Source organism: Paenibacillus sp. A14 (assembly GCF_036864815.1).
Classification (GTDB): Bacteria; Bacillota; Bacilli; order Paenibacillales; family Paenibacillaceae; genus Fontibacillus; species Fontibacillus sanfengchensis.
Genome location: NZ_JBAGJD010000004.1, coordinates 639,059 through 649,845 on the forward strand (window position 1 = coordinate 639,059; position 10,787 = coordinate 649,845).

At 51.7% G+C, this 10,787-nt stretch carries 7 protein-coding genes and 1 riboswitch; of the genes, 6 read left to right on the plus strand and 1 reads right to left on the minus strand.

Annotated elements, in window-relative coordinates:
• Positions 1-175: 175 nt before the first annotated feature.
• From V4U88_RS14345 to V4U88_RS14360, 4 genes are all read left to right on the plus strand, one after another.
• Complete coding sequence (locus V4U88_RS14345) at positions 176-2,524, plus strand: PEP/pyruvate-binding domain-containing protein (RefSeq protein WP_334073923.1); 2,349 nt, start codon at positions 176-178, stop codon at positions 2,522-2,524.
• 108 nt (positions 2,525-2,632) lie between these two features.
• Entirely contained in the window at positions 2,633-3,175 is a 543-nt protein-coding gene (locus V4U88_RS14350) for an acyl-CoA-like ligand-binding transcription factor (protein WP_334073924.1), read from the plus strand.
• 103 nt (positions 3,176-3,278) lie between these two features.
• Positions 3,279-4,097 carry a bifunctional hydroxymethylpyrimidine kinase/phosphomethylpyrimidine kinase gene (thiD, locus tag V4U88_RS14355; protein WP_334073925.1) on the plus strand — a complete coding sequence of 273 codons (819 nt, stop codon included), beginning with the start codon at positions 3,279-3,281 and terminating at the stop codon, positions 4,095-4,097.
• A gap of 212 nt (positions 4,098-4,309) precedes the next feature.
• Positions 4,310-4,506: riboswitch (cyclic di-AMP (ydaO/yuaA leader) on the plus strand.
• 135 nt (positions 4,507-4,641) lie between these two features.
• A complete protein-coding gene (locus tag V4U88_RS14360) occupies positions 4,642-6,468 on the plus strand; it encodes an APC family permease (RefSeq protein ID WP_334073926.1) in 1,827 nt (608 codons plus the stop codon).
• Between the two features lie 48 nt (positions 6,469-6,516).
• On the opposite strand, the gene V4U88_RS14365 is transcribed toward V4U88_RS14360, so the two are convergent.
• Positions 6,517-7,065, minus strand: coding sequence for a 5' nucleotidase, NT5C type (locus V4U88_RS14365; RefSeq protein WP_334073927.1), 549 nt, complete (start codon positions 7,063-7,065; stop codon positions 6,517-6,519).
• 141 nt (positions 7,066-7,206) lie between these two features.
• Here V4U88_RS14365 and V4U88_RS14370 point away from each other — a divergent pair, with 141 nt between their 5' ends.
• Together V4U88_RS14370 and V4U88_RS14375 are read left to right on the plus strand one after the other, a co-directional pair.
• Positions 7,207-7,902, plus strand: coding sequence for an HAD family hydrolase (locus V4U88_RS14370; RefSeq protein WP_334073928.1), 696 nt, complete (start codon positions 7,207-7,209; stop codon positions 7,900-7,902).
• 254 nt (positions 7,903-8,156) lie between these two features.
• On the plus strand, positions 8,157-9,362 hold the full coding sequence (locus V4U88_RS14375; RefSeq protein ID WP_334073929.1) for an MFS transporter: 1,206 nt from the start codon (positions 8,157-8,159) through the stop codon (positions 9,360-9,362).
• The last annotated feature ends 1,425 nt before the right edge of the window (positions 9,363-10,787 follow it).

Consider the following 10,787-nt stretch of genomic DNA (forward strand, 5'->3'; position numbering starts at 1 on the left):
TCCTTTTTTTGGTTTATAGAAATAACGGAACCGGACCTTTTTATGTTTTCAGACGAGATAAGACTTGACGGAATAGTTTAACGGGAATATTATATCTTTTGAAACTTAGTATCAAAAGATATAATATATCTTATTTAATAAAATGGTGAATTTTAATGAAGAGAGGACGATTGCAATGATCATCGGTTTTGCTGAAATGAACCCAGAACTTTGGCCAGTCGCGGGCGGAAAAGGAGCGATGCTATCCCGCATGTTTTGTGCCGGATATCCTGTACCGGAAGGTTTCATCGTGATGCCTTCGGCATTTGAACAAGGGCGTCTGACCGAGGAGGCTTGGTCCAAAATCCGGTCCCGGCTAAACCATCTCAGGAAAACGCATAAAAACCGTTCATTCGCCGTCAGGTCTTCGGCGTTGGCGGAAGATTCGGAGGAGGCGTCTTTTGCCGGAGAATTCGGGACGGTTTTGAACAGGAAATCGGATGAGGAGATTCTGGAAGCGATATACGAGGTACATCACTCCATGGAGGAGGAGCGGGTTCGCATGTACAGTTCCGCCAAGGGCGTGGATTTCACCCGTCAAATAGCCATAGTTGTCCAGATCATGATTGAATCGGAGATTTCCGGTGTCTTATTCACTGTAGATCCCATTACGGGCGGTAAATTGATGCAGGGAAATTTAGTGTATGGGCTGGGGGAGCAGCTTGTGTCCGGCGAGAGCAATGCTGAAGCATTTTCCTTCATCCGACCGAAGGGGAAGTATTCCGGCCCTGCCGCGTTCAAAAGGTATGCCGGCCGATTATACAACTACGCAGCCAGGCTTGAGAAGGAATTCGGTAGTCCCCAGGATATCGAATGGGCGGTTGCAGACGGGAAGCTTAACATTCTGCAAAGCAGGCCGATTACTACATTGAGTGCCGGGAATCGGGATACGTATGAGATTAATGATTCATTGACGGGTGATTTTTTATGGACAAACACCAATGTGGGCGAATCCATGTCCAATGTCATGACCCCATTAAGCTGGTCCATCCTTCGTTTGTTGGACGAAGAACACAGTCTGATTCCCGGAGAATATATGATATCGGGGAACATTTGCGGAAGAGTCTATTCCAACATCAGCTATCCCCTCTCGATGTTTGCGGCATTTGGGGTAAACCCAAGTACCATTCTCCGCAAGATGAGCCGGGTATTCGGACAGATTCCCGAGGGAATAGAGGTCCCTTTGATTCCGTTCTCAAGAAGGGAACTGCTCGGGAAAATCCGGGCCAAATTTTTTTATAATGTGAAACAAACCCAAAAGGCCGTTAAAAATGCCCCGCGGTTTTTGGAAGAGACGCCGGAGTGGTGCAGAACTATAACGGAGCGGATCAGGCAGACAGAAACCAGGGAACAATTGCTGGATTTGTGGAAGCGGGAAATATGGCCCCATAATGTTTCCGCAATGTGGCACGCCCTTGAAGCGCCTTCGCAGGCCATGCAGAAATTCGAAAAGCTACACTTTAAGTTAAGCAAGCGGGTTGGAGCGGAAGAGGCAAATCAGCTTTTGTCCTTTGGCGACGCTGCGGAACTGGAAAGTCTCGGCCCGCTCCTGGGGATATCGAAGGTGATGAGAGGGGAACTGACTGAGGAAAAATATATTGAGAAATACGGGCACCGGGGTCCGCACGAATTTGAACTGTCGATCCCCGGACCTGGTGAAGACCCTGTGTGGTTGGAGCGGCAAATGTCCGAATACTCGGCGGGCTCCACAAATGTGAATGATCTTTTGAGGCATCGGCAAGTTCAGAATGAGGCGGCATGGGACAGGTTTCGGCGAATCGATCCTCAAGCGGCAAAAAAGACAATCAGGAAATTGCCGCTCGTCTCGGAAGGCCCGAGATTACGGGAGGCAGTCCGTTCGGAATGGACAAGAACTTATCGGGTAAACCGTGCTTTCGCCCTAAAAGCCGGCGAGTTTCTCGGAATAGAAGACAATGTTTTCTTTTTATATATGCATGAACTTTTGGCCTGGTTGTCCGGTGAGGAAACCTCCGCTGCGGGACATCTGCCTGCGCGTAAACAAACCTACCTGAGATATCAGACGCTGCCGGCGTTTCCGTCAATGATTCGGGGAAGATTTGACCCCTTTGCTTGGGCCGAGGAACCGGTCCGCAGAACCGATGTTTTCGATGCTTCTCTTCCGCTGACCAATGTGGAAACCGACAGTCTGAGAGGAGTCGCGGGAGCGGCGGGCAGGATTAAAGGCGTAGTACGCGTTCTCGGACACCCCGAAGAAGGGAACCAGCTATTGCCGGGTGAAATATTGGTGGCTTCCACGATCAACATCGGATGGACGCTTTTGTTCCCCAAAGTATCCGCCATTATAACCGATATCGGAGCTCCGCTGTCCCATGCCGCCATCGTAGCGAGAGAACTGGGGATTCCCGCGGTGGTTGGATGCGGAAACGCCACTTCTCTGTTGAAAACGGGAGACCGGGTCATTGTCGATGGGGGGCAGGGCATTGTCCAAATACTTTCGGAGTGATAATCTGTAAACTACAGTGGGTGGAACAAAAATTGAATTGGGGTGGGGGCTATATCAGAGAAAAGAAACCAGGGCGGAGGCCTACGCGAGCGCAAAAAGGCAAAAGCTATGGCTGAAGTCCAGAAGCACGCGATGCGGTTGTTTCGCGAACAGGGCTATAGGGCCACTACGGTGGAGCAGATTGCCGAGGCGGCGGAGATATCCTACAGCACTTTTTTTCGGTACTTTTCCAGTAAGGAAGATGTGCTGACCCGTGATAATTATGATTCCCTGCTTATTCGCGCTTTTGAGGAGCAGCCTCCCGGTTTAAGTCCTATTCATGCGTTGAAAAACGCCATGATCTCGGAGATTTCTAATATGTCCGCCGAGGAGTTGTCCACGATGCGCGAGCGGAATCAGCTGGTGATTTCGATTCCGGAGCTCTGGGCGGCGTTGGTGAACAACATGACGCAGATGATGCATCTGATCGCGGATATCGTCGCGGGGCGGGTCGGCGGCCACCCGGAGGATCTGGCGATCCGCACTTTAGCCGGAGCTGTGGTGGGTGTGAATATTTCGGTGATACTTCATTATGCGAAAAATCCGGAGACCGATTTTGCCGAGCTTTTGGAGGAAGCGCTAAGCCATCTGGAAAAAGGATTCTCTCTGTAAGACCGGTACAGAACCAAAGCTGAAAATAACTCCACTGACTTTCTGAAAATAATGCTACAATAAAGGCCGAAACAGTAAAGTTTTTCGCAAAGGGGTAATGGACATGACAACCATACTGAAAACATTGACGATAGCCGGCAGCGATTCCAGCGGCGGGGCGGGAATCCAGGCGGATTTGAAGACCTTTGAGGAATACGGGACCTATGGATTGAGCGCGTTGACCACCATCGTGACGATGGATCCGGACCGCGGCTGGCATCACAGCGTATATCCGGTGGATGCGGCCCTCGTTGCCGAACAGCTGAAGACCGTATTTGCCGGCGGGCCCGTTGCGGCCATGAAAACGGGAATGCTGGGCAGCGTGGCGATCATCGAAGTCGTGGAAGCCTGCATTAAGCGGAATCGGCAGCAAAATGTCGTCATCGACCCGGTGATGGTCTGCAAGGGCGAGGACGAAGTGCTGAATCCCGAAAGCGCGGATGCGATCCGCGATTCTCTGTTGCCGCTGGCAACCGTGACCACGCCGAACCTGTTCGAAGCCGGCGTATTGTCCGGAATGGGGCGTCTGACCTCGGTGGCGGATATGAAGGAAGCGGCGAAACGAATTCGGGAACGGGGGGCCCGGAACGTCGTTATCAAAGGCGGGAAGGCTCTCGAGGGCGAAAAAGCGCTTGACATATTCTACGACGGCTCCGAATTTACGATCCTGGAGAGCGATAAAATCGAACCGGCCCACAACCACGGCGCGGGCTGTACGTTTGCCGCCGCGGTAACCGGCGGGCTGGCCTGCGGCATGCCGGTCAAGGAGGCGGTGGAGAAAGCGAAAAAATTCGTGACGGCCGCGATCCGCTCCGGATACGCATTTAACGAATTTGTAGGTCCCGTTTTTCACGCGGGGTATCGCTTGAACGGCGAGCAATAAAACCAGGATTCTTCATTTAAAGGTCTTGTTCTCCTGTGCGGAGAGCGGGACCTTTTTTTACATTTGACGGGGGCTGATAAATCATGAAAGGAAATGAAAACAAGGGAAGTAAGCGCTTAAACGAACCCTTTTGGGTCAATGTTTCGTGAAATCGGGCACATCCAGGGTTTTACACGGATAAGTGAAAGGAGTATATTCACTCATGGATTTCATATCAAAATTCGCTGAATTTCCAGTAAGGGAAAACGGGGGAACCGATTTGTCGTCAACGTTTGGCCGGGAGAGTATCGGCCAAATCAAAGCGGCAGGGGGTGAATCCGCGGCAGCTTTCAGTCAGGGCTTTCGCGGAGGGGTGATTCTCGCCACCCTAATCCGACAGCTAACCTCGTAAGCGTAGTTCGGGAGAGGATGATACTGTGACCATGCAGACATGACATGGACCACAGGGGTTCTGACCTCTGTGGTTTTTTGCTGTGCTCCCCTATGCTTTTTTTCCGAAGAAAATGGGTATTCTATCTTAAACCAACTATGAGGTGTTGCAGTTATGTTTACCATGCTAAAAAGAGTGCTCATCGGTCAGCCGCTGAAGTCTACGGAACTGGGGGAACAAAGGCTCAGTAAAACGAAAGCGCTGGCGATTCTGTCTTCGGATGCCCTGTCCTCCATCGCCTATGGTCCCGAACAGATCCTGATTGTGCTGATGGCCATCGGGGCGGCGGCCTTTTGGTATTCCATCCCGATTGCCGTAGGAATTCTCGTGCTGCTGACGGCTCTCGTCCTGTCCTACAGACAAGTGATTTTCGCTTATCCGCACGGCGGCGGCGCCTATGTGGTGTCGAAGGAGAACCTTGGTGTCAATGCGGGCCTGCTGGCGGGCGGAGCCCTGTTGGTCGATTATATTTTGACGGTGGCGGTCAGCATTTCGGCGGGGACGGACGCCATTACTTCCGCCTTTCCGTCGCTGCATCCTTATAATGTGCTGATCGCTTGCCTGCTGGTTGTGCTGATTACCGTTCTCAACCTGCGCGGCATTACCGAGTCGGCTTCCATTCTGGCTTATCCTGTGTACTTGTTCGTCCTGATCATCTTCATAACGATCGGTGCGGGATTGTATCGGATTATGACCGGCCAGGTCCCGAGCGATCTGCACGCCCCGATCGGTACACCTGTCGCCGGGCTGACCTTGTTTTTGCTGTTGAAGGCTTTTGCGTCCGGGAGTTCGGCCTTGACCGGGGTGGAGGCAATCTCCAATGCGATCCCGAATTTTAAGGACCCCGCCCCGAGGAATGCCTCCAAAACCCTGGCGGCGATGGGCATTCTGCTGGCTTTGCTGTTTACCGGAATCGTCTGGCTCGCGTATTACTACGGCATCTCGCCAAAAGGCGAGGAAACGGTCGTTTCGCAAATCGCCTCGGCAACCTTCGGCAGAGGCGGGATGTATTTCGCGATTCAGGGAATCACCGCAATGATTCTCGTCCTTGCCGCGAACACGGGGTATTCGGCATTTCCGCTGCTGGCGGTCAACCTGGCGAAGGATAAATATATCGCCCGGATGTTCACCGTTCGCGGAGATCGCCTTGGCTATTCGAACGGAATTGTGTTTCTGGCGGCGGCTTCGATTTTACTGATTATCGTGTTTAAAGGGCAGACCGAGCATTTGATTCCGCTTTATGCGGTCGGGGTTTTTATCCCGTTCACACTGGCGCAGGCCGGGATGCTGGTGAAGTGGATCCGGGAGAAACCCGAAGGGTGGAGAGTAAAGCTCACCATTAACGCGGTAGGCGCGGTGATCAGCTTTACGGTCATGATGATGTTTTTCATTACGAAGTTTACGCAGGTTTGGCCCGCACTCATTTTTTTACCGGCGATCGTCATGGTCTTTCACAAAATTCATAAGCACTATGAGGCCGTCGGCGATCAGCTTCGCATCACCACTTGCGAGCCTGCGGCTCGCGTTAATGGCAATGTGTTCGTTATTCCGGTCGCCGGAATTACGCATGTGGTGGAGAATACGCTGAACTATGCCAAATCCTTAAAGCCCGATCAAATTATCGCGGTATATGTGGCTTTCGATAAGGAAGCGGAGAAGCAGTTTGAAGAGAAGTGGAAGCTGTGGCAGCCCGATATCCGCCTGGTGACCATCTATTCGCAGTACCGGAGCATCATCCAGCCGCTGACCAAATTTATCGACACGGTCGAGCATAAGGCCAAGGAGTTGAATTACGGGGTGACCGTGCTGATTCCGCAGTTTATTCCGAAGAAACGGTGGCACAACGCGCTTCATAATCAATCGAGCTTATTGATTCGCGCATTCCTGCTCTATCGCCGGGATTTAATCGTTGCGACCGTTCCGTATCATTTGAAAAAATAATTCGAACACGACTGAAGCCCGGCTCCGTGCCACCCGGCCCGGAGCCCTTCAGCTCAGCATGCTTCGCACCAGTTCGTTCATGCCCTTCCAGGAATCCTTCAGTACGAAGTCCTGTTGAATTCCCGCATTCCACGGCCTCGGAATCAGAATCGTCCGCTTTCCGGCGTCCCTGGCGGCGAGAATATTGTGCGGCCCGTCGTCAATAAGCAGATCAAAACCGAGCAAGTACTTGCGCTTGGCCACGAAGAAATTCTCGAACGGGATAAACGGCAGGTGCCTTTGCAGCCACCGCCATTTCTCGGCGACCGAGGACGGCCGGGCGGCGGTGACGATAATAACGTCATAGTCGGCGGTCATCCTGCGGATTTCTTCCACCGTGTATTCATCAAAAATCTCCAGTTCCTCATAAAGGCCGGGCCGGCCGAAGAACAGATCGTCCGTACAGGCGGGATGCCAGATGCCGCTTAAATCGAAGCTGACGATTTGTTCCAGGGTCAGCGGCAGATCGGGATACATCATATTATGGTAATGGATAGCTTTCGGTATGAGATGGCAGATCGTGTCGTCCATGTCGACGGCTATAATTTTTTTACTCATGCGAATATATTTCTCCCCGGCATACGATGCGTTGAATTTACCGTAATTGTAAAGGACCCGGCGGCAAAGCGCAAACTTTACAAGGAGTACAGGTTGGCATATTATGGGGCTATACCAATATAGACAGGAAGGAATGTGGAGATGGAGAGGACCGAGGCGAAACTTAAGAAACCTGAAGCGATGATATTCGACATGGACGGAACGCTGTTCAAGACCGAGACATTGCTGATTCCCGCTTATCACCAGTTGTTCGACCGGCTCAGAGAAGAGAAGCTGTACGAGGGAGAGACGCCGCCCGATGAACTGATGCTGAGCTGTTTGGGGATGCTGCTGGAGGATATTTGGAGGAAGGTGATCCCGGACTGCAATGAGGCCGTGCACCGGCGGGCGGACGAATTGCTCCTGGAGCTGGAGCTTTCGGGTCTCAAAGAGAACTCCTCCGAGCTCTATCCCGGAGTGAAGGAGACGCTTGAGGCGCTCAAGGCCCGCGGAATCCGGCTGTTTGTGGCCAGCAACGGGCTGGAGCATTATGTAAAGGGAGTGGCCGAAGTGCACGGAATTTCTTCGTTGTTTGAAGGGATTTACAGCGCGGGCGAGTACCTGACTCCTTCCAAAGTCGATCTCGTCCGGCTGCTTATGGACCATCACGGCCTGACGAGCGTCTGGATGGTCGGGGACCGTTCCTCGGACGTTGAGGCGGGCAAGAAGAACGGGCAGACCGTCGTCGGATGCGCTTATGCCGAGTTCGGAGACGGCGCCGAGCTGGCCGGTTCCGATGTGATTATCCGTTCCTTCGGCGAGCTGATTTCTCTCTCGGATCGGGCAGAGGAAATGTAGTACCGGGTTTTTAAATATTTTGGAGGTGTTTTATATGCGACAAGTTCATTCCAATCCAACCAACAAACAAACCGAAACTAATCAGAATCAAAAAAGAAAACGGTAAGCGGCCGCAGGTGCGGTATGGATTGTGAATAGCGAAATAGCAACATAGCGAAATAGCGAATATAACCTTCTGGACCTATGACGCGCCGCCTACCCGAAAGGCGGAATCCGTTTTGTATAATGTCCATGCGGCAAAAGTATTTTTTTTAATGAATTTTATCACCTCGCTTGCGGGCAGTACCATATTTACGACATACAGCATTTATTATGTTACACAGCTTGGCCTGAATCCCTTTGAGCTAGTTATGGTCGGAACCGTGCTGGAGTTAACGGTGCTGATCTTCGAAGGGATTACCGGCGTGATTGCCGATACGTACAGCCGCAAGCTGTCGATCATTATCGGCATGTTCATTTTGGGCGCGGGGTTTGCGTTTGAAGGCAGCATCATTTGGCTGCAGGGCTTCGGGCCGATGATCCCGCTCGTCGTCTGGGTATTGCTGGCCCAAGTGCTGTTCGGCATCGGCCACACCTTTATCAGCGGCGCCGACAGCGCCTGGATCGTCGATGAGGTGGGGGAGGACTCGGCCGGCGTTATTTTTATGCGCGCCAAAAGAGTGTCCCTGACAGCAACGCTGCTGGGTATCGGTCTTAGCGTAGGCCTTTCGGTGCTTGCGCCGAATCTGCCGTATTTGGCGGGAGGACTGATGTATGCTGCTCTCGGCCTGCTCCTGATCCGACATATGAAGGAGACGCGCTTTGTCCGGCCGCCGCGGAGCGGCAGAACCTCCCACTTTAAGGAGATGCGCCGGACCTGGAAAAGCGGGGCAAGGGTGATTGCCCGCAGCCCGCTGCTGTTGATGCTTGTGTTCGTTACGCTGTTTAGCGGTGCGGCCTCGGAGGGCTATGACCGACTTTGGGAAATTCATCTGATCCGGGAAATCGGCTTTCCGGACCGGTCGTTTTCGATGGCCGTATGGTTTGGCCTGATCAGCGCGGCATCCACCATTTTGGGAATGCTGGCGGTAGGCTATACCGAGAAAAAGCTGAACATGAGCAATGAGCGGGCCGTGTCCGCGGCTATCTTTTTGCTCACTTTCATTCGTATTGCCGGCATACTTTCGCTTTTCCTGGCAACGGACTTCGTCTGGGCTCTGGCGTCCGTGCTGGCTGTAAGCGTAGTTGTTACCGTAAGCGAGCCGATCTATGCGACGTGGCTGAACATGAATCTGCGCAGCGACACCCGGGCTACAGTCCTGTCGATGGTCAGCCAATCCGACGCTCTTGGCCAAACCGCGGGCGGGCCGGGTGTGGGATGGATCGGAAGCCGGTTCTCCATCCGGGCCTCCTTGCTGGCGGCTGCGATATTGCTGCTCCCGATTTTGGGCGTATTCGGACGGCTGCTGCGCAAGCGATGAAGTAAAGAAATATAAAGTTAAAGGGCTGCCCCTCAGGTGCTAAATGACTTGAGGGGCGGTTTTTATGGGTTTTATCTTTGGGAAAAAGCGAGCCAACCCTGATTTACGGATTCCCAAGCCGTCCGGATTAGCGGCCTTTTGGGGCGTTAATTTGGCCTGTTTCGGCTCCGGGGGAATAATAGCGGTCAAAAGGGCACTGAAGTTGCATCAAACCTGACATGGTGCTGCTTATTTTGAAACTTGTCGCCTCGGTGTGGCGAGTTGGATCCGGCGTGCCCCATTTTCCTAACCGCCGTCGCATGAGCAGCCTTGCAAGAAAGACGAAAATTAACGCTAACGGTTGCCACAGCCGTTATTTGTCCTGATAACGCCAATTTCCCATTCTAACGGCCGCCACGGCGCTTATTTTGCAAAAACAGGCTGTTAAGGCGAGAATCCGGGGGAATAACGGCGCTCACGACCGTTAGAATTTCGAAAGGGCTACTTTTCGCTAAATAGTGGCTGCTACAGCCGTTAGAGTCCTCTCAGGCGTTAGTACCAGCCGGAAAGCCTGACCTTTTGCAGGTATTCATACTCGATTACATCAATGCAGGTAAGTCTTGGCAGGCAAAAGAAAATTCCCCGAAAAAAAAGGAAGACTACGCCATGCGTAAGATAGGACCCCCATTTTTAACCATACTCTTCTTTCATGTTAGGGTTAGTGCATCGCTAGTGTCAAAAGGGACCTTATTCTCTGTTGTGGGCCCAAAAAAGGAGAATTGCTCCGCTTTATCCCAAAATATATTTGTTGAACTATTGATTTGCATATTAGACAGCGGTGTAAATAGTTCTCTTCACACTCTTGACCTGCAACTATATGGTTTGATTCGAATTAAAGGGAATTCTTCCCGTTAATTTGGTACATATGCGACTGCAGAGGCGAATTAGCTGGAAAACCTCCCGCTAATTCGCCTGAAATTGTGTATATTGGCCATAGGGCCGCGAAATAGATGGAGCTTTTCCAGCTAAATCCGATCAAGGAGCCAAGAGCGGTACATTAACGGGAAATTTTCCCGTTAATGATGTAGATTCCGACGGTGGGACTTTATATCTACAATTGTGGATGTTGGCAACGTATCTCCAAAATCCTATCACATCCTTGCTCAGCACCAATTATTTAGTTCAACCTATAAAGGGGCCAAAAAATCCGCTATTTCATATCAATGAGCCAAATTCGACAAATAGCGCCGCAAAAGGTACTTATTCACCTGCACGGCGTTAGACGAGGCTGGCCGCTATCCAATCTCTATAGGATCAAACTAACTTAATGCAACGTTAGTGCTTACAACGGTACTACGCCTCTGCCCTATTTCTTTAATTTGTCCAGTGTATCTTTAATTTCAACCCTTTTTGCAAGGGCTTTCATAAGATAAATTGGAATCATCA